The organism is Enterobacteriaceae bacterium Kacie_13 (assembly GCA_013457415.1).
Classification (GTDB): domain Bacteria; phylum Pseudomonadota; class Gammaproteobacteria; order Enterobacterales; family Enterobacteriaceae; genus Rahnella.
In genome coordinates this window covers 63,544-80,775 of sequence record CP045667.1, presented here as the reverse complement: position 1 = coordinate 80,775, position 17,232 = coordinate 63,544, and the positions used below count along the sequence as shown (strand labels likewise).

The window sequence follows — 17,232 nt, the reverse complement described above, 5'->3', positions numbered from 1 at the left end:
GCCAAGGCAAGCCATTCATACCCTTACAAAGGCCAGCCTATACAACCGGCTCTTTTTTTCCACATTATTGTGTCAGGAACGGGAACTAACGAAATTAGATCCTATCTGATATGGAAATATGAAACTTCTGAAAATTCCACTTTTTTTGTAGGTTCCAGTGATAAAAATTTTTTGAAGTGATAATTTCATTATTACTATTCAACGTCATAGTAGTGGCTTAGATGTGCAGGCAAGCACTCATCGATATGTTATGGATAACTTCAATGAAATTATTTCCAATTGTTCTTACAGCTGTAGTAATTGTAATAACTTGGTCTCTATGCTGGATAATCAGTTCACGAATGGATGATTCTGATGACGATTACTAACCAGAAGTGATTTGCCTTTAAAGTTATTAGATGTAGAGGGCAATTTACTTGTTTAAGATAAAAGCTTATCGCCGTTAAAACAAAAAACGTTTTTTTAACTACAAAACCGTGCAGAGGTTGATGAGCGAGCAGTCCATAAAAGCGGTGATCCGGGTAAAAAATACCGTTCCTGGAAGGGTGAGCAGGGAAAAATCGCCCCCAATGTCCTACAGCGGAACTTTACGGCTATACGGCCGAGCAAAAAGTGGGTAACGGACGTCACGGAGTTCGCAGTGGCGGGGCAGAAGTTGTATCTGTCACCCAGTATCGATCTGTTTAACGGTGAAGTTATCTTGCATGTGATGTCGGAACGACCGGTGATGAAGATAGTAAGTACTATGCAGGAGAAAGCGCTGGCAAGGCTGAGCCCTGGAGATAAGCCGGTTTACACTTAGACCAGATGCAGTGTTGGCAGGAACAACTGAAAGTGTAGGGTGTGACGCAGAGCATGTCTCGTAGGGGAAACTGCCTAGATAATGCTGCGGCGGAGAGCTTCTTCGGGACGCTGAAATCAGAATGCTTTTACCTGAAGAAATTCGACAGCGTAACGGAGCTTCGTCAGGCGGTAGACAGTTAAATCCTCTATTACAACAATGAACGGGTCAGAATGAAGTTAAAAGGCAAGAGCCCGATAGAATACCGGACCCGGACTTAAGCGGTGGCCTGAGTAAAACCGTCCAAATTTATGGGGTCAGTTCACTCAGGGCAGGGACCAGCCAAGAGCATATAAATTCGTAAATGGTTGATAGAGCGATGAGGAGAAAATATAAATCCAAACGTTAAAGCCGAATAGAAAAATGACAGCAAATAACATTAAGTAATTAGCAAGCACTTTATCTCCAGAACTTACAACGAGGCCGGTTATTATTTAAGCACTTAGTGTTGTGATTTTCATATTAGTATTTAGCAGTTGCATGGTGTTTTGTGATATTAGCTTATAAAAAGATGGGCTTCCTTTGATTTAAATCCAATTTTAAGCGTTTTTTGTGACAAAAATTTGAGTTATTAAATGGGTTTGCTTATGTTTATTTTTAATTTATAGATTAATATTTCAAATAAAATGCAAGGGATATATATGTTTAAGAAAGTATCAGCAGTATCTGTTTTAGCGCTTGGCTTAACTTCATTCGCGGGTGTTGCTTCTGACGTAGCGGTCAAGCACGCCGAAGCAGCTGCGCAGCATGAGAAAGCGGCCGAACATCACAGTAAAGCATCAATGTACCATATTGAAGGTAAGACTGAAGAAGCCAAAAATGAATCCGCTAAGGCGCAAGAAGCCTCTAGTAAAGCTCATGAAAAAACCACCGAAGCTGCATCAGAGAGCACTAGAGAATAATTTAGAGTCTTTTTAAAAAGGCGGTACAGGCCGCCTTTTTAACACCGTACCACCTTAAACGCTTTTACCGGGTTTCCTCACTATTAGCTTAAGACCCTTCTTGCTGCCTCAAAGTGTTCTATCCAATAATTATTATCCAAGCTTGAAACCGTAACGCCCTTGCTACTTGAGGCGTGAACGAACTTTTTTTTACCTACATACACGCCAACATGCCTGACTGTCTTTTTTGTATGAAAAAAAACTAAGTCTCCGGGTTTCAGTTGACCGATGCTAACAGACCTACCTTTTTGGATTTGCTCAGAAGTGGTCCTAGGCAATTCCATTTCTAAAGCATTGTTGAATATCTCCTGCATTAAGGCTGAACAATCAATGCCTGCATCATTGACACCCCCTAGCTTGTACTTTACCCCCTCCCACTGATAAAACTCAGTCAGAATTCTCTCTCTAATTTCATTATGATCCAGGAATATAACCTCTGTTTTCATATAGCAAAACGTTTCCATGCAAGGCTGGACGAACGTTGCTGATGCAAAAAAAACAGGAAAAATGCCAAGCAGTAATATCAGAAAGGCTAGGGTTTTAAAAAACATAATGAGGTATGTGCTCTGACCAGTTAAATATTTCGTACGAAATTTAATCGATTAGGATATAGGGGGCAATCATTGATTGAACATTATTTGAACAAGATCAATTTTGCTTTTGAATGAGAAGCATTATTTTTAAAATTACGATACGGGTTTAGTTGATCTCCTCCCTGAAAACAGTGCCAGCCTAAACTAAAGTATCCGGTCTTTCTTTCATCTCACTGAGAGGCATATCAACCATGAAAAAGACCCGTTATACCGAAGAACAGATAGCATTCGCCCTTAAACAGGCCGAAACAGGCACTCGGGTGGAGGAAGTGTGCAGAAAGATGGGTATTTCTGAAGCCACTTTTTATAACTGGAAGAAAAAATTTGGCGGTATGGGCGTAACAGAACTGCGCCGTTTGCGGCAGCTTGAGGACGAAAACCAACGGCTTAAGCGTCTGGTGGCGGACCTCAGTCTGGATAAGGAAATGCTCCAGGATGTCATTCGAAAAAAGTTCTGAGGCCGGTGCAGAAACGCGAGGCGGTCGAATACCTGCTGGCAGCGTACCGCATCGGGGTTCGCAGGGGATGCCGGCTGATGATGCAGATCCGAACGGTCTACCACTACCGCAGCTGCCGCGATGACCGGGCCCTTACGCAGCGGATACGGGAGATTGCAGAAACCCGCATTCGTTATGGTGTGCAGCGGATCCATATCCTGCTGCGGCGCGAGGGCTGGCTGGTTAACCACAAGAAAACCCATCGGATTTACTGTCTGGAAGGGCTGAACCTGCGGTCAAAACGCCCGCGGCGGCACGTGACGGCCAGGCACAGGCGTATCCGCCCGGCCGTGACCGCTGTGGATCAGTGCTGGAGCATGGATTTCGTTACTGATAATCTGTTCAACGGACGCCGGATCCGTGCCCTGACTGTAGTCGATAATTTTAGTCGTGAATGCGTGGCGATCGAGGTAGGCCAGGGGCTTCGCGGTGACGATGTGGTCGCCGTGATGGAACGGATCAGGCAGACACAGCAGCGTGTACCACAGCGGCTACAGACGGACAACGGCAGCGAATTTATCTCGAAAACGCTGGATCGCTGGGCGTATGAAAATCGTGTAACGATGGACTTCTCACGCCCCGGGAAGCCCACAGATAACGCCCTGGTTGAGTCATTTAACGGCAGCCTGCGTGATGAATGTCTGAACGTGCACTGGTTCCTGTCACTGGAAGATGCTCAGGAGAAGATCGAGCACTAGCGGCAGGAATATAACCAGTACCGGCCACATTCCTCGTTAAATAACCAGACTCCGGCAGAATTTATCCGAAGCCTGCAAACAGGCCCGGATCTCTGATTTATCCTGGCACCGATATTGGGAAGGGATCAATATCAATACATTAATGATTTCCGTTTTTTATAACTATCTTAGTAAAACTGTTAAGCCTGATTTGATGGGAAAGGTAGTCCTGCCTCAAGGTAATATTTATGAGGTTAATCCTTATGGCTATAACCTTGATAAGGTGTTTTATGCGTGTTGTAACGCAATTGTCCGCGCTAAAGGCGAAGCTTCTTCTGAGGAAAAATTAGCTGTTTTTCTCGTTTTAATCGCGTATAAAAACAGCTCACCTAAACTGCTTGATTTTATATGTAAACTTGCCAGTAACTTTGCATTTGGGCATTTTATGGACATACGTAAAATCAATGCCCTATTGCCCGTTATAACGATTAGTTTAAAAAACGCTTTAGTATCAATCGATAATAATGAATAAAGGAATGCCCCCATTTAAACTTTCACGGCGAGTAAGGGGGCGAGTGTCTACATCTCCTCGCAGGTATTACAGGCCTTTGTTTCTTTCTAATCACATTGGGTTTACCCCTAGACTGCCCAATTGCCCACAGACTTATCCCCCGTATTTGTGGATAAGTCTACATCTAGCGCTTATCTCTTAACAAAATCACCATATGTTGCGGTTTTTGCCAGCCTAGCCTGTGGGGAGTTTCTGTAGACGTCAAAGAGAGGGTTTTTCTGGTCGCTGCGGTATAATGTATTCGGATTTAGGGGATTGCATACCGCCTGGTCCGGTCGGGCGGCAGCGACGGGGCGCTGCTGACCGCCCTATCCCCCCCCGCCGCATGTTGGGCTTTTTCCGGTATAACGAAAAACTCCCCAAAACGACCGATCGCCCTTTTGGTATTTATTCCGCTCGATCGCGACGCGGATTTTCGGCACACTGTGTTTAATCACAGGATAATCGCCGCCACAAGCCGGCTCTGCGACGCAGAGTGCGGAGATTAAAAAATTGAGCCTAATACCCCACGAAAATTTTCAGAATTCCCGTAGCTAAACTTCGACTGTGCAATGACGAGAAAATCCCACTTCCCGAAATAGCCCCACTTTCTACAAAAACTTCCCCCCTTGTTACCCCGGACCCATCGCATTCCGTTTTCTGCAATTACCGGCAACCGCGGCCGCCGGTCGGGGTTTTGGCCTAAACCCCACTATATGGTATTCACAACTATATCTACCCACTAAATACAGCGCGCAGAGGATCCTTTTTGGATCCTCGCGTTGCAACTCGCTAAATTATTTAATTCCGCTTTATGGCATAATTCCATAAGTCGGAAAAGATGACCGATCACGTCCACGAGTTTTTGCCGTGGTATCCGCCCCGCCGCTGCGCGAAAATGACAACCTTAGCCGCTGCTGGCGAACAATTTTTCGCAGGCAGCGCTGTGTGAATTCTGAAAAGCGATCAGGGGGTGAGTCCGCTATTTTTTACGTAGCGCGATCTCGGCCGTTTTTGGCCAAACGTGATGACATTTGCGGTTCTGTTTGAAGAGGGAAGATGACCGATGACTGATATGACCACGCTGCCGGGGCCCGAACGCCGCCCGGTGTTAATGGTGCGTCCGGAAGATCACCGGCGCGCGCTGGCTCTCCGCCAGATGGCGATGGCCTATGCCGACTTGCCAAGATATCTTTTATTGCCTGAGGTCAGCGCCCTGCTCCACTACTTACCCGACTGGTCTCAGCACGCCCTGGTCTCCACGCTGTGGAATACCGGCGGGCGGATCAATGAAGTGCTGGCGTTGAAAAGGCGCGACTTCCGGCTTAACGGCGATTACCCGCACGTGGTGATCCGCACCGCCAAGCAGCGCCGCGCCGGCACCGGCCGCCCCGCCAAGGGGAAATCGGCAAACCGCGTGGTGCCTTTATCCGATCCGGGGTTTGTGGACGAGCTGCGCCGGCTGTTCGCCAGCACGCGCGAAAGGATTGAGACCGATGCGCAGACCGGTGAACGCCGTCCGCTTCCCATCTGGACGGCGACCGACAGAACCGTGCGAAACTGGCTAACCCGGGCGGTCGATGAGGCAAGACGTGACAGCGTGACGTTTTCGGTACCAGTAACGCCGCACGTATTTCGGCACAGCTACGCCATGCACCACTGCTATCAGCATACGCCGCTGAAAGTGCTGCAGGCACTGCTCGGACATGAGAAAGCGGAAAGTACGGAAGTGTATACGCGGGTGTTTGCGTTAGACATTGCGGCCAGTCAGCAGATCACCTTCAGCATGCCGGAGTCCCAGGCAGTAAGCCTGCTGAAAGAAACGCATATTTCAGGTGCCTTTTTGATGCAAAAATAACACCTTTAAGGCACAAATAAGGCTCACTATTGGTACCTTTTTGGGCGTAATTTTATTTGGATTGGTCACACAGGCTTTCAAAGAAGTGCACGCATGAACGTGGGGAAGGATATAAAGGATATAAAAGGAGAGATGAGCCTGGCCGGGTTAATTCTGAGCCAATGAAGAATGAAGGATAATTAAGGAGCCTTTTTAATACTAGAAAAGCTCCTTAATGGTACTAAATTGGTATCTTTTTAGCGTTATTCACCCAGCCCATTTTCGGCATAGAAAGATAGCGCATGGCGGATCATATTGAGCTTTGAGCGCTGGGTTTTCTCACACAGTGACTCGAGCTGGGTAAACTCAAACTCATTAAAAGGGACCCGGATAGCTTTATAGTCCCGCTTGGCATCCTTTGACAGGCTGGGTTTCTGCGCCGGCGTGTTTTCGGCGAGCGCGGCAAAAGCCTCAATTTTATCCGCATCGGCTGTTTGTGCCGGCCGTTCTCTGCGTTTTACCATTTTACGATCTCCTGTACAAGGCACTGTATCTCACCGCGGGCTTTGCCGTTGTCCATCTCCACCACGCCCTTACCTTCCGACATGCAGTCACGGTAGATTTTACGGTCCCGAATGATGGTATTCATCAGCTGAAGCACCGGATAATCCGTCAGATAGACTTTTGCGTCCTGAGTCTCATTCACGATCGGGTTGGTCGGCGCCATGGTCAGCAGCGCTTTCACCCGAAGTTTGGGATTGAGATCTAACGCCATCGTAATGATGTCCTGCAGTGCGGGCAGCGTATCCAGATCGGGTTGCGAGGGACGAAAAGGGACGATCAGCACGTCGGCGGCGCTCATACCGGTGCGCAGTTCACGACTGTCGCGCCCTGCTGAATCCACCACGACATACTCATAGCGTTTGGCCAGGTCAGACAGCGTTTCGTGGATGTTGTCGAACTTCTGAATGCTGTGGATTTTTGTGAGGGAGGTGTTCTGGTTCCGGTCGCTGATCCAGTTAGAGGCCGTGCCCTGACGGTCGGCGTCGACCAGCATGACGTCCTTACCCTGCCTGGCGAGTTCGGCACAGATATTTGCCGCGGTGGTGGATTTTCCGCAGCCCCCTTTTTGGCTCCCAATAAGTATAATCATGGCACCGTCTTAGCGTTATATTGATGTCAAAGTAGTACTACTTTAGCTTTTACTTTTATGATGCACAACAAATGAGGCATCGTTACCCGTCGGATTTTTGTGCCTGCTTTGAAGAAAGGAACATATCTCGTGGGATATCTTTCCGGCTGCGAAGAAACAAAAGTGTGGGACTAACGTGATATTAATTGCGGCATCGACATGACATGAAATTAATAAATATAAATCAAAGAGTTATAATCTAAATTTCTTGCCAAACGTGATAGCTTTTGCGGTACGTTCCATGTTTTCCATCCCAGCGTAAGTGGCCAATCAAACGTGATACGATTTGCGGCAACCTGGCAATAATTTTTCTTTAGATATATGTTTCGTTGGGGTAAATACATTAGTTGCAGATCCTTTCAGACAGAGCTAGATGTCAGGATCTGAATGCTTAACATGTTAAGGTGATATGTTTTGCGGCTTGTTATTATAATTTATCTCTTTAAATCAAAAAGATAAAAATACTCCCTGTATAAATATGCCGTTAATCTTAGTGAAGCAATACATATTGTATGAAGATCGTTCTTCCCGTGAAGATCAAAATAAATAAAACAAAGCAAAGCTGCGTTAGCTCGTTTTTTTCTTGTTTCTTATTTCTCTTTTCTTGTTTCTAGGGAGATAATTAATCTTTATTAACAGTAAGTTAAAATCCATTGCGTGATAAGGTTTGCGGTGAAAGGTGATCACATTTGTGGTTAAAGGTGATAAGTTTAGCGGTATTATGTGATCGGATCTGCGGCAAGACGTGATCCGATCTTCTGTTGATAACTCCATTTTTAACGTGATATATTCATAAAAAATATCACCTTTGGGTTGAGACAAAGACATGGACAAGCAAAGCGTCAAAAAACTGTATGTCACTCAGGATAATAAACTTCTGGAAGGTGCTTACAGCGCGACCCTTGATGAAATGCGCCTGCTTTATCTTGCATTGGTACAAATTGACAGCAAAAGACCTCAGCCCGATGGTATTTATACCCTGTTTCCTGCCGACTTTGAAAAAATGTTCGGAGTTAATCCATCTCATACTCATCAGCAGCTCAAGAAAGCTGCGGATTCACTGGGTAGCAAGCCGATCGTTACGTTTGAATGGAACGAAAAAAAGCAGCGCCTTGATAAAGTAAAACGGTTTTGGTTTTCTTCTATCCGCTATGACGCATCCGACAATAGCGCCGATGTGACGATCCGTTTTTCTCCTGACGTGGTGCCCTATCTTTATGACCTGAAGCGCGAGTTTACACAGGTCGATTTTCAGCATGTGTCAAAACTGGACACCCCCTTCGCATTCCGCCTTTACAGTTGGCTAGTAAAGTTTCGGAAGCTCACAAAAAATGCCCGCAATAACGGCATTATCGAGACCGATGCCTTAGAAATTGACTGGATGAAAGAACGTACGGGCCTGGTGGGTAAATACGAAGAATACCGATTTTTCAAACGTGACGTGCTGGTTCCCGCTGTGGAACGTATTAACGCCAATACGGATATTTCTGTCACTTGGGAACCGGTTAAAATGGGAAGATCCGTTAAAGCGATCAAGTTTTTTTACATTACTGAGACGGGGACCACCTCTGCTAAACCTTTACGGCCACGTCTGCCGAGAAGACCCCATGTTATTGAAGGGTCTGACAAGGAAGGCGCTTGGGCGAGAAAATGCATTGGTGTAATGCAAGATTTTAGAGCCCGGCTGGAAGAGTATGATCCAAAAGAGAAATTACCTTTGGCTGATTTAAAAAAATGGCTGCATTGGTATGAAATTATAGGTGATGAAGTGTCAGTCAAACGCATGAGGAGCGAAATTTCGGGAAGGTCAAAAAGAAAAACTGCTGAGGTGAAGGTAAACGCTGCGGTATAAGATCCCATCCTGATCCTTTGTTTGATCCGTCTTTCAATACCTTTAAAGGCTTTGTAAAAGCGCGCCGAGGCATACGCGGCCTATTTAGGGGGGAGAGCAGGAAGCTTCTGCATAATTCTATATAGGGTCGCCGTTATGCCTCAAATTACCCATATTCCGTCCTGAAAAAGCTCGCGTAGGGGATGAAGCTTTAAGCGACTGAAAGATGTGATAAAAAACAGTTTTATCTCATAAATATGACGGTTACTTAATGCCTTCCTTCTTTTCCTCCTCTGATTACCATGACGTTAGTTTTAACTATGCACGATATACTTGTACTTAAATAAGTACATTGTTATTATGACTGACAAACGTTTTAAGGAGGTTATTCGATGCGACATATTACTTTTACAGAAGCCCGCACCAATTTCGCAAATGTACTGAACCAGGTCAGTGATGACGCGGATACAGTAGTTATTACCCGTCGTGGTAGCCGTGACGTCGTGATGATTGACGCAGACGAATATAGCTGCATGGTTGAGACGCTTTACCTTTTCAGTAATCCTGCGAACGCTGCACATATAGAGGCATCCTTAGCCCAGTTGGATAGTGGTGATACGGTAGAAATTGATGTATGAAAACGGTATTCACGTCGCGTGCAGCTGAGGATTATCGATATTGGCAGGAAAATGACCCAAAAAAGTTTGAGCGCGTCCGACAGCTGATTAAAGCCGTGCATGCTGACGCGTTCGTTGGGATAGGCAAACCAGAGCCATTGAAGCATAAAAGACCATTGTGGTCGCGGCGTATCGACCGGGAACACCGGCTTGTCTACTACGTAAAGGACGGCGAAGTTATTATCATCGCATGTCGCTTCCATTACACCGGAATCTAATCATCCCGCATTGAGCGGGTTTTTTTTGCCTGAAAGCGGGCAATATATGAGTAACGAGGGGAGGATTAATCCCGCAGTTCAGCCAGATTGGCTGTATTCGGTCAGTCGTTCTGATATGTCCATGCCGGTGGCTGGATTTTTTTCCATGGATTACGTGCCTTATCAATAGATGCCTCCCCTTCTATGTATCCATTCTTTTCAATTCTTATTCAGTATTTTGTGAAAATGAGCAAGCATGTCCACCGCTATGCATAACAAGTGCTGATATGTTTACATTAATACTTTTATGTAGCATTATTGCTTTTTTAATTAAATGCAGCATGGGGAAGAATATGTCTGGGGATAACAAGCAGATTGGGAAAATCGCTGAGCGTTCAGAAAGAATGCTCGTGTCTCTTACTGAACAGATCAAAGCACAGAAGGAAGAGTTTGAAGAAACCTCCTTTTATCAGGTTTATGCAAAAGCCGCGCTGGCTAAACTACCTAAACTCACCAGAGCCAGCGTTGATTATGCTGTAAGTGAAATGGAGCAGGCCGGTTATAACTTCGAAAAGAAACCCGCCGGTACTTCTACCAAATATGCGATGAGCATCCAGAATATCATTGATATTTATCACCACCGCGGCGTACCCAAGTATCGCGACCGCCATAACAAAGCCTTTACTGTTTTTCTGGGAAACCTCAAAGGAGGTGTCTCCAAAACGGTCAGTTCAGTCTCTCTGGCTCATGGTTTGCGTGCGCACCCGCATCTGTTACTGGAAGACTTGCGTGTATTGGTCATTGATCTCGATCCTCAGTCCTCAGCCACAATGTTCCTTAATCATACGCGCTCTGTCGGAACCGTGGATACGACAGCAGCGCAGGCCATGTTGCAAAATGTCACCAGAGAAGAATTACTGAACGAATTTATCGTTTCTTCCATCGTTCCAGGAGTGGATGTTTTACCCGCTTCTATTGAAGATGCTTTCATTGCCTCCAAATGGGAGAGTCTTTGCGCTGAACATCTTCCAAGACAAAACCCTTTTGCTGTCCTGAGAGAAAATATCATTGATAAAATAGCAGGGGACTATGATTTTATCTTTATTGATAGCGGACCCCACCTGGATTCTTTCTTAACAAATGCCATTGCTGCTGCTGATTTACTAATGACTCCAGTGCCGCCAGCACAGGTCGACTTCCATTCGACATTGAAGTACCTCACCCGCTTGCCCGAGCTTATAAGCCTAATTGAAGACTCCGGGATGAAAACACGCCTGCTTGGCAATATCGGTTTTATGTCCAAGCTGCTTAACAAAGCCGACCACAAGCTGTGTCACAGTCTGGCTAAAGAGATTTTCGGCGGTGACATGCTTGATGTGGCCTTGCCTCGCCTGGATGGTTTTGAGCGCTGTGGTGAGTCTTTCGACACGGTCATTTCGGCAAATCCAGCCACGTATGTGGGAAGTAGCGAAGCACTGAAAAACGCGCGCACAGCGGCAGAAGATTTTTCCAAAGCCGTGTTTGACCGTATTGAATTTATCAGAATGAACTGAGGAAAATTATGAGCTCCAAAAGAACTACCATCGGCAGAACATTTACTCAGTCATTGCATAAAGACAGTACTGAGGATGAAGTCTATACGCAGCGATTTACGTTGGCGTCTGGAAAAACGGCGTCCTTTAAATTGATAAGAGTTGAAGCTGATAACGTAGAAGTTGATACTTTCGTTACGCTTGAAACTAACGGGCGTGATCAGTCGGCGCTTACCCCTGAATCTTTAAGGGACATTACCAGAACTCTTAAGCTGCAGCAGTTTTTCCCGGCAATTGGCAGACGCTTACCCCAGGGGATTGAAATCCTCGATGGCTCCCGTCGCCGGGCCGGAGCCATCATTGAGAAAGTGGGTTTAAATGTTCTGGTGACGGAATCGGATATCAGTGCATCCGATGCCCGACAACTTGCTGCCGATTTACAAACCGCTAAAGAGCATAATCTGAGGGAGATAGGACTGCGCTTACAGATCCTGCGTGAAAATGGTATGACTCAAAAGGAAATTGCTCAATCGGAAATGTTGTCTGAAGCGAAAGTCACTCGTGCAATTCAAGCGGCCTCCGTTCCTTCAGAAATGTTAGCTCCCTTCCCCGTTCAGTCGGAACTAACCTATCCTGATTTCAAGCTGTTGCTGGATATACACCAGCAGCTGATAACGAAGCAAATTCGTGTGGATGATGTGGTTGAAAAAGTTAACGAATCAAAAGCTACTTTGTCTGACGGTTTAGTCGCTGATGAAGTCAAGTCGGCGATAATTCAGCACTTCAGGTCTGTAACAACCATGATGTTAGAGAACCCTGCTAAACAAAAAACCATCACTACATCCCTTTGGAACTTTGGCGTGAAGGATAAGTTTGCCCGGAGAAAAACGAAAGGACGACTCCTCAGCTACGAGTTCAATCGGCTACCTAAAGAGGTGCAAGATGAACTTGATTTGGTTATCCAAAACACAATAGAAAAGCACTTCAAACATTAAAAATCACACCCTTCTCCCTTTGGCGATTTCAGCCTGAAATTACCAAAGGGAGAGGATAAGTAGTGACAGACCGCTGCTCTGAAATTTAGTCAGTTTCGCCACAATAGTGTAAATTACAACATGCTGATTTTTATGTGTTAATTAATTTATACTTGTCGAATTTCACTCTGAAATCGCCAGGTTTATCGGACCATTATTTCTGAGTAAAGGGATGATAAAGTTGTTGGCGAACATTTCACATAAATACGAAAAAATAACCTATTCATTCGGTGGGCCTGACGGTCAACATACCCATCCGCGTGTTCTACACCAGCGACTGTCAGCATAACGAGGCCAACATACAGCGTAAAATCGACAATTTGCTGCGGCCGGTAACGCTGAAAAAGCGCGAAACCTTCACCATCGAGCACGTTGACGTCATGCCGGAATCATTGCCAGCGGTGATATCGCCCCTCGAGCGTGCCGGTGTCGGACCGCTGGAAACCTCGCTGGTGATTGATTTGGGGGGAACAACGCTCGATGCCGGTGTTCTTGTAGGACAGTTTGAAGATGTCAGTGCTATTCAGGGCAATTCTACGATCGGGGTATCGATGGTGACACAGGCCACACTTACGGCACTGCGTATGGCCAACAGCGACACCAGCGCCTTCGTCGCTGACCAACTGATACAGCGACGGCATGACCGCGAGTTTGGCGCCACAGTTGTCAACGATGAGTCAAAAGTGGACTATGTGCTGGACATGATAAGTTCGTCCATCGAGCCACTCGGGGAACGGGTGGTCAAGAGCTGTCCGCGTACCGCCAGGTGAACCGGGTTTGGCTGGTGGGTGGCGGGGCGTCGCTGATTGAAGCTGCTGTGCGCCGAGTCTGGAAACTGGCCCCTGATCGCATTGTCCTGGTTGAAGCCCCCCAGACGGCGCTGGTTCGAGAACTTGTCTTACTTTAATTCCAAGGAGCGCTATCCGTGACCGACACACGCAAGAAACTGACCGTCTATTTGCACGCTGAAGACGATAATCAGGATGCCAGGGCGATGGAGATTATCGAGTCAGTTCCCCTGCGGACACGGGGCGATTTCTTCCGGGCGGCGATCGTGGGCGGCAGCGCGTTATACCAGTTGGATAAGCGCCTGCCTTATCTGCTGTCCATGTTGTTCGATGGCCAGCTGACCGCCGACCAGCTGGTGGGCATATTCAACAGACGACGGGATGGCAGCCCACGACGGCCAGTATTCAGGATGTCATTGCCGCCTGCGCTGGTCAGGTGCCAACTCCCTCCGTGCTTCCGGAGTCCACCGGCAGTACGGGAGGGGAAGGGCAGGCCCGCACCAATTTCAAACGCATGCTGAAAAAAGACTAAGTCCTCCGGCGTGCCGGAGATGTCAGAGGAAGAACAATGTCATTTATGTTGTTATGCAAAGGGATCATCGGGCTGGAGACGCTGATGGGCAGGGCGCGAAAAAGTGCGGCGGAGTGGTGTTTTCTCATCAGTTGCCTGTTTATCGTGCCGCTGCTGATATTCAACGGATTCAGTGTGCCCGTGAAAATACTCCTGCAGCTATGCTGGGCCATCGTGGTGGTACGTGCGGCGTTTCTGGCCTCTGAAACCTGGAGGAAAAATCGGAAACCGTAGGGCGTACCGATCACCGTAATCCGCCGGCCCTTGTGCCGGTTTTTTATGGCCACCTCAGCCTGGGTGTGTCCGGTTTTCACATCAGTCGCTGACGATATGACGCTTCCTCGTTACGGCTGTTCGTTCCTCGCGGTGCTGCGGTACGCCTCAGCCATGCCTGCGGCGAGCGTTGCGAGTCTTTGTCGGAATTATTTTATTGGTACCTTTTTGATAATCTAATGTCGGCCTATAGAATTGGCTGTGTTTATGACCTGCTTTCCCTGAGCATAAAGTTATCCACAGTTTCAGGGGGTAACTTCTGTACTATTGGGTGATAACTGGTTCGGACCGGCAGCAGTACTGCCTACGAGTAACGTCTTTACGACAACCTAAATGATGGAAGTATCGTCTAAATTACTTAATATAGGGATGCTGTATTTCTATAGATGCGGCGTAATAGTATAGGGTGGCTTTCTTATATAATTTGGAAGGAATGAAGTCTTTCTTCTAATACAAATTTATAAAGGATTATTATGAAACTAAAATGCACCTCAGTTCTTATTGGAATTTTATCATGTGCCCCGGCTTTTGCTGATACTAACGCACAGCAAGTGCAGGTAATGAACTATTGTCAACAACTGAGCGTTCCTCTCTATGCCGCAGCGTCTCAGTATGTGGGCTTGCAGGGAAACACTTCTCCAGAAGAAGCAAAGAAAAAAGTAAGTGCAACAGTCACTTCTTCCACTGAATACCGCAGTGCATCCCCACAAATTAAGCAGTCTATGGAAAATGTTGTGACTGAGATTGCGCAACCAACCGCACTAGCTGCACATCAGAAAGCGATGATGGATAGGGGAGAAAGCTACATTGGAATGCATAGCTTTTCATGGGCGATTAAAACTGTTGGACCATTTACAGCTTTGTGCAACTACAACCATCTGAAAAGCTAACCGCCAATAACTTTAAAGGCTCTGAGGGTAGACGGCATGTCGTGGCCTGCGCCCAATTGTTTGGCACGCAATATTTTTAAAAAGTCCGCTTCTGGCACATAGCGGACTTTACTAACTGCACCCATTTATTATTCAAAGGAAATCGTGAAACTCCGCTTTTTCAGGGTTGCCGCGCTGCCGCGCACCAACCCGACTAAAAACGTTCCCTGACAGCCTGAGTTGCGACGGCTAACGCCGTGCCTTCACTGTAGACGGGCCGCTGCGGCTGCAAGGGTTCGCTTCGCCGCTTCCTCACCCGTTCGCACTCATACACTCGGCGGTCTTCCCGTCGCGTGCTCGTTCAATTTTCACTCGCCCGCCGTCCAGCCAGCCTCCTTCCTTCGTTTGCGCTGCGGCCTCCGGTAGCGCCCCTGCATCCTCCGCTTTCCGCCCGTCTGTCGTGTCGGCACGGCGTTAGCCGGAACTGTGATCCCTCAACCAGCGGAGAAATGCACATGAGCACCACCACACCAGCCGTGTACGTCGGTACGTACCACAAATACAACTGCGGCAGCATCGCCGGCAAATGGTTCGATCTGACCGAGTTTGATGACGAGCAAGACTTTTTGGCGGCATGCAGCGCGCTGCACGCCGATGAAGAAGACCCAGAACTGATGTTTCAGGACTGGTAAGGGATCCCGTCCGGACTGGCTTCGGAAAGTCATGTTAACTGGGCGTTTATTGATGCCTACTGGCAGGCAAAGCAAGAAGGGCAGGGGGAGGCGTTTCTTGAATGGGCCGAGTATTTCAACGCCTGTGATTATGACGCGTTTCAGGAAGCGTATCAGGGTGAGGCTGAAAGTGAGGAAGACTACGCGCGCAATTATGCCGATGAAACCGGCTTACTCGATGACATGCCTGATTCACTGCTGATTTACTTTGATTATGAAGCATATGGGCGTGACATGTTTTTGAACGGGCTGGTTTTGCTGAACGGCTACGTGTTCTCTGCATAACATATTAAACGGCAGGGTTTCCCTGCCGTACGGATAAACAAATGAAACTGACATCTGAAACGCGTGAGACATTGCAGCATTATAAATCGTTAATTAATGCCAGTCGCCGCGAGGCCGGATTATCACCGCTCAATACGACGCAGATTCTGGACGATATTTGTGTTTATTTGAAATATCAGAATGCTGTTTATATCGGCGGCGCCTTTATTCAGCAGGCTGGGATCAAAAAACTCGATAAGTGAGCGGTAAGAGACGGGCGGGAAGCCGCCTGTTATCGCGCGAAAACCCCTTTCAGGCTACGCCTGGCGATAGCCGACTGCTCAGCGCCTTCGGCGCCGTGCGTCTCCGCTATCGCCGTGAATTATTGCCTGATAAGCAAAATCTGGTCTTCAGCTGGTCAGATAATTCAGTAAATACCACTATTTTGAATAGGGATTCGGTATGGGTTTTTCGTTGTCCGGGCTTATCGATGCTGATTTAAAACGTGTACCAAGATCCTAAACCGGCCACCTTCGGCTCATGACCAGCAAGCTGGTCAATCGTCGAGCCATACTCCGACGGGCAGCTGCTGCGCACCGGCCTGTCTCCGCCGAAACCGCAAGCGGCTTCGTGCCTTCCGGCTAATGTCTGATGGAGCACGTCAACGTCTGCAGCTGGCTGACGCCAGCGCATTAACCGCACCGGCAATAATGCCGCCGGTACTCTTCGGCGCACCACCGTTTCGCTGCCGCACCCCGGCGTTGCGGCGGCCCCCCGCTCATTGCTACTCCGGCACTCTCTTTCCGTTTAAGTCCCTTCGCCTGGCTGACAACAACACAGTCCTCCTCCGCTTCCCAGGGTAAATGCACTCACAGAAAATCTTTCTCGGCCACTTCGTTAGACCTCCAAATATTGTCTGTTCGCCCTGGTCATCTTCGTCAGCCGGTGTTGTTTACGCCCTTGCGGCGAGGGGTCTCAAACGGGTGATGGCATACCAGAAGGAACCAAACAGCAGGTTCCCACAAACGTCAAAACCGCGACAAGAGAAACTCAACGGGTGATGTGTGTAACCCCAAATGAAAAGGAAAGGCTTATGTGTGATCAGAAAAGTGTATTACCGGAAGAAGGGGAGTTTACGCGTGAACAGGCAACGGCCGTCGCGTCTCAGTACATCAACGTTGCCATTGAAGACGATAACGGGAAGGATTTTCGCCTTGTCGTGCGTAAGGAGGGTGAAATGGTGTGGCGTGGGTGGAATTTCGAAGCCGGTGCAGGGTTCTGGCTTAACCGTTACATCAAAAGCTACGGCGTAAAAAACCAGACGGCGGGGAATTAAT

Annotated in this window: 21 protein-coding genes and 2 pseudogenes; 19 read left to right on the top strand and 4 right to left on the bottom strand. The window is 47.5% G+C overall.

Annotated features, from left to right (window positions below; all coding sequences use genetic code 11):
• Nucleotides 1-855: 855 nt before the first annotated feature.
• The 3 genes from GE278_23875 to GE278_23865 all read left to right on the top strand — a co-directional run bounded on the left by GE278_23875 (nt 856) and on the right by GE278_23865 (nt 1,743).
• Nucleotides 856-984, top strand: a complete 129-nt coding sequence (locus tag GE278_23875) for a transposase (GenBank protein QLK63839.1) — start codon at nt 856-858, stop codon at nt 982-984.
• Entirely contained in the window at nt 985-1,062 is a 78-nt protein-coding gene (locus GE278_23870; GenBank protein ID QLK63850.1) for an IS3 family transposase, read from the top strand.
• Nucleotides 1,063-1,482: 420 nt separating this feature from the next.
• Nucleotides 1,483-1,743: a hypothetical protein gene (locus tag GE278_23865; protein QLK63838.1), complete on the top strand. Its 261-nt coding sequence runs from the start codon at nt 1,483-1,485 to the stop codon at nt 1,741-1,743.
• Between the two features lie 83 nt (nt 1,744-1,826).
• On the opposite strand, the gene GE278_23860 is transcribed toward GE278_23865, so the two are convergent.
• Entirely contained in the window at nt 1,827-2,333 is a 507-nt protein-coding gene (locus GE278_23860) for a hypothetical protein (protein ID QLK63837.1), read from the bottom strand.
• A gap of 233 nt (nt 2,334-2,566) precedes the next feature.
• Here GE278_23860 and GE278_23855 point away from each other — a divergent pair.
• The 3 genes from GE278_23855 (at nt 2,567) to GE278_23845 (ending at nt 5,957) form a co-directional block, all read left to right on the top strand.
• Nucleotides 2,567-3,570 (top strand): IS3 family transposase gene (locus GE278_23855; protein QLK63836.1). Its coding sequence is split into 2 segments (ribosomal slippage): nt 2,567-2,828 and nt 2,828-3,570, totalling 1,005 coding nucleotides; the frame shifts between segments, so codons are not numbered across the junction.
• A gap of 193 nt (nt 3,571-3,763) precedes the next feature.
• The gene (locus tag GE278_23850; protein ID QLK63835.1) at nt 3,764-4,081 is read left to right on the top strand and encodes a hypothetical protein; all 318 of its coding nucleotides are present in this window, start codon (nt 3,764-3,766) and stop codon (nt 4,079-4,081) included.
• Nucleotides 4,082-5,165: 1,084 nt separating this feature from the next.
• A complete protein-coding gene (locus tag GE278_23845; protein QLK63834.1) occupies nt 5,166-5,957 on the top strand; it encodes a tyrosine-type recombinase/integrase in 792 nt (263 codons plus the stop codon).
• A 242-nt stretch (nt 5,958-6,199) separates the two neighbouring features.
• Here the strand turns inward: GE278_23845 and GE278_23840 are convergent, their stop codons facing one another.
• Together GE278_23840 and GE278_23835 are read right to left on the bottom strand one after the other, a co-directional pair.
• On the bottom strand, nt 6,200-6,460 hold the full coding sequence (locus tag GE278_23840) for a hypothetical protein (GenBank protein QLK63833.1): 261 nt from the start codon (nt 6,458-6,460) through the stop codon (nt 6,200-6,202).
• Nucleotides 6,454-7,089, bottom strand: a complete 636-nt coding sequence (locus GE278_23835; protein ID QLK63832.1) for an AAA family ATPase — start codon at nt 7,087-7,089, stop codon at nt 6,454-6,456. Before GE278_23835 ends, GE278_23840 begins: the two co-directional genes overlap by 7 nt.
• Nucleotides 7,090-7,954: 865 nt before the next feature.
• Here GE278_23835 and GE278_23830 point away from each other — a divergent pair.
• The 12 genes and pseudogenes from GE278_23830 (at nt 7,955) to GE278_23775 (ending at nt 16,158) form a co-directional block, all read left to right on the top strand.
• Nucleotides 7,955-8,980 carry a RepB family plasmid replication initiator protein gene (locus GE278_23830; GenBank protein QLK63831.1) on the top strand — a complete coding sequence of 342 codons (1,026 nt, stop codon included), beginning with the start codon at nt 7,955-7,957 and terminating at the stop codon, nt 8,978-8,980.
• Between the two features lie 371 nt (nt 8,981-9,351).
• A complete protein-coding gene (locus GE278_23825) occupies nt 9,352-9,597 on the top strand; it encodes a type II toxin-antitoxin system prevent-host-death family antitoxin (protein QLK63830.1) in 246 nt (81 codons plus the stop codon).
• The gene (locus GE278_23820) at nt 9,594-9,854 is read left to right on the top strand and encodes a Txe/YoeB family addiction module toxin (GenBank protein ID QLK63829.1); all 261 of its coding nucleotides are present in this window, start codon (nt 9,594-9,596) and stop codon (nt 9,852-9,854) included. The genes GE278_23825 and GE278_23820 overlap by 4 nt, the downstream gene beginning before the upstream one ends.
• 332 nt (nt 9,855-10,186) lie before the next feature.
• Nucleotides 10,187-11,386: an AAA family ATPase gene (locus GE278_23815; protein ID QLK63828.1), complete on the top strand. Its 1,200-nt coding sequence runs from the start codon at nt 10,187-10,189 to the stop codon at nt 11,384-11,386.
• Nucleotides 11,387-11,394: 8 nt separating this feature from the next.
• Complete coding sequence (locus tag GE278_23810) at nt 11,395-12,360, top strand: ParB/RepB/Spo0J family partition protein (protein QLK63827.1); 966 nt, start codon at nt 11,395-11,397, stop codon at nt 12,358-12,360.
• Nucleotides 12,361-12,620: 260 nt separating this feature from the next.
• Nucleotides 12,621-13,306: pseudogene (locus tag GE278_23805) on the top strand (plasmid segregation protein parM).
• Between the two features lie 18 nt (nt 13,307-13,324).
• Complete coding sequence (locus GE278_23800; protein QLK63826.1) at nt 13,325-13,708, top strand: hypothetical protein; 384 nt, start codon at nt 13,325-13,327, stop codon at nt 13,706-13,708.
• Between the two features lie 47 nt (nt 13,709-13,755).
• Complete coding sequence (locus tag GE278_23795; protein ID QLK63825.1) at nt 13,756-13,992, top strand: hypothetical protein; 237 nt, start codon at nt 13,756-13,758, stop codon at nt 13,990-13,992.
• Nucleotides 13,993-14,504: 512 nt separating this feature from the next.
• On the top strand, nt 14,505-14,921 hold the full coding sequence (locus GE278_23790) for a hypothetical protein (protein ID QLK63824.1): 417 nt from the start codon (nt 14,505-14,507) through the stop codon (nt 14,919-14,921).
• Between the two features lie 219 nt (nt 14,922-15,140).
• The gene (locus GE278_23785; GenBank protein ID QLK63823.1) at nt 15,141-15,326 is read left to right on the top strand and encodes a DUF1472 domain-containing protein; all 186 of its coding nucleotides are present in this window, start codon (nt 15,141-15,143) and stop codon (nt 15,324-15,326) included.
• An 83-nt stretch (nt 15,327-15,409) separates the two neighbouring features.
• Nucleotides 15,410-15,916, top strand: a pseudogene (locus GE278_23780) (antirestriction protein ArdA).
• Nucleotides 15,917-15,957: 41 nt separating this feature from the next.
• Nucleotides 15,958-16,158: a hypothetical protein gene (locus GE278_23775; GenBank protein QLK63822.1), complete on the top strand. Its 201-nt coding sequence runs from the start codon at nt 15,958-15,960 to the stop codon at nt 16,156-16,158.
• Nucleotides 16,159-16,393: 235 nt separating this feature from the next.
• Here GE278_23775 and GE278_23770 read toward each other — a convergent pair whose 3' ends face one another.
• Nucleotides 16,394-16,630, bottom strand: a complete 237-nt coding sequence (locus GE278_23770) for a hypothetical protein (GenBank protein ID QLK63821.1) — start codon at nt 16,628-16,630, stop codon at nt 16,394-16,396.
• Between the two features lie 358 nt (nt 16,631-16,988).
• On the opposite strand from GE278_23770, the gene GE278_23765 reads away from it, so the two are divergent.
• Complete coding sequence (locus tag GE278_23765) at nt 16,989-17,231, top strand: DUF905 domain-containing protein (GenBank protein QLK63820.1); 243 nt, start codon at nt 16,989-16,991, stop codon at nt 17,229-17,231.
• Nucleotide 17,232: the final 1 nt, after the last annotated feature.

Bases quoted from the DNA above. Each gene is read 5' to 3' on its own strand.
- GE278_23875 (QLK63839.1), top strand. From the start codon at position 856: ATGTCTCGTAGGGGAAACTGCCTAGATAATGCTGCGGCGGAGAGCTTC.
- GE278_23775 (QLK63822.1), top strand. From the start codon at position 15,958: ATGAAACTGACATCTGAAACGCGTGAGACATTGCAGCATTATAAATCG.
- GE278_23765 (QLK63820.1), top strand. From the start codon at position 16,989: ATGTGTGATCAGAAAAGTGTATTACCGGAAGAAGGGGAGTTTACGCGT.
- GE278_23815 (QLK63828.1), top strand. From the start codon at position 10,187: ATGTCTGGGGATAACAAGCAGATTGGGAAAATCGCTGAGCGTTCAGAA.
- GE278_23845 (QLK63834.1), top strand. From the start codon at position 5,166: ATGACTGATATGACCACGCTGCCGGGGCCCGAACGCCGCCCGGTGTTA.
- GE278_23820 (QLK63829.1), top strand. From the start codon at position 9,594: ATGAAAACGGTATTCACGTCGCGTGCAGCTGAGGATTATCGATATTGG.
- GE278_23810 (QLK63827.1), top strand. From the start codon at position 11,395: ATGAGCTCCAAAAGAACTACCATCGGCAGAACATTTACTCAGTCATTG.
- GE278_23790 (QLK63824.1), top strand. From the start codon at position 14,505: ATGAAACTAAAATGCACCTCAGTTCTTATTGGAATTTTATCATGTGCC.
- GE278_23835 (QLK63832.1), bottom strand. From the start codon at position 7,089: ATGATTATACTTATTGGGAGCCAAAAAGGGGGCTGCGGAAAATCCACC.
- GE278_23840 (QLK63833.1), bottom strand. From the start codon at position 6,460: ATGGTAAAACGCAGAGAACGGCCGGCACAAACAGCCGATGCGGATAAA.
- GE278_23865 (QLK63838.1), top strand. From the start codon at position 1,483: ATGTTTAAGAAAGTATCAGCAGTATCTGTTTTAGCGCTTGGCTTAACT.
- GE278_23830 (QLK63831.1), top strand. From the start codon at position 7,955: ATGGACAAGCAAAGCGTCAAAAAACTGTATGTCACTCAGGATAATAAA.
- GE278_23795 (QLK63825.1), top strand. From the start codon at position 13,756: ATGTCATTTATGTTGTTATGCAAAGGGATCATCGGGCTGGAGACGCTG.
- GE278_23825 (QLK63830.1), top strand. From the start codon at position 9,352: ATGCGACATATTACTTTTACAGAAGCCCGCACCAATTTCGCAAATGTA.
- GE278_23850 (QLK63835.1), top strand. From the start codon at position 3,764: ATGGGAAAGGTAGTCCTGCCTCAAGGTAATATTTATGAGGTTAATCCT.
- GE278_23860 (QLK63837.1), bottom strand. From the start codon at position 2,333: ATGTTTTTTAAAACCCTAGCCTTTCTGATATTACTGCTTGGCATTTTT.